The 929-nt window shown below is 46.0% G+C and carries 1 protein-coding gene; it reads left to right on the plus strand.

Annotated elements, in window-relative coordinates:
* Nucleotides 1-78: 78 nt before the first annotated feature.
* A partial coding sequence (locus tag AACW06_RS19720; RefSeq protein ID WP_192076355.1) for an IS5 family transposase occupies nucleotides 79-929 on the plus strand: 851 nt, incomplete at its 3' end.

Raw genomic sequence — 929 nt, forward strand, 5'->3', positions numbered from 1 at the left:
GGCGTTGTTGCCTAAATCAGTTGAACCTTTTCCAAGTCCTGCGATCTGATCCTTTGTGATGGTAAGAGCGGTGATGACATGGGGAAAACGAAAAAGAAGATAACTAACTGGGCGGAGTACAATAAGGCTCTGTGCAAGCGTGGTTCGGTTACGTTCTGGATAGATGACTCAGCCATTGATGCATGGCAATGCAAAACCCACCATGGTAAGCGTGGTAGAGGCTTCCAGTACTCAGATACAGCAATTGAAACTGCTTTGATGATTAAGGGCATCTTCTCTCTGCCATTACGTGCACTTCAAGGCTTTATCGACTCGATCTTTGAACTATTGGATGTACCGCTGACGTCCCCTGACTACACCTGTATCAGTAAACGCTCGAAGACGGTTCAGGTCAAATATCGTAATAAATCTAGAGGGGCTATTCGCCATATTGCCATTGACTCAACTGGCCTCAAAGTCTTTGGTGAGGGTGAATGGAAAGTGAAAAAGCATGGTGCAGATAAACGCAGAACATGGCGCAAACTACACTTAGCTGTTGATGTAGATACTCACGAGGTGATTAGTGCGGAAGTCAGTCTAGTCAATGTTGGCGATAGTGAAGTGCTACCTACGTTGCTCAACCCACTACGCAGAAAGGTCACTGCTGTATCTGCCGATGGAGCATATGACACCAAAAATTGCCACGAGACTTTGAAAAAGAAAGGTTGTACCCCGTTGATACCGCCTCGAAAGAATGCAGCACTTTGGGAAGATGGTCATCCCAGAAACGGAGCAGTAACCGCTCTGAAAAATGGAACAATAGCGGAGTGGAAAGCCCAATCTGGTTATCACTATCGCTCAATATCTGAGACTGCAATGTCCCGATATAAAGGACTAACAAGCGGTAGACTGAGCTTGAGATGTTACAACGCTCAAGTGGGCGAAATCAT

Source organism: Vibrio sp. S12_S33 (assembly GCF_963889785.1).
In the GTDB taxonomy this organism is placed as follows: Bacteria; Pseudomonadota; Gammaproteobacteria; order Enterobacterales; family Vibrionaceae; genus Vibrio; species Vibrio aestuarianus.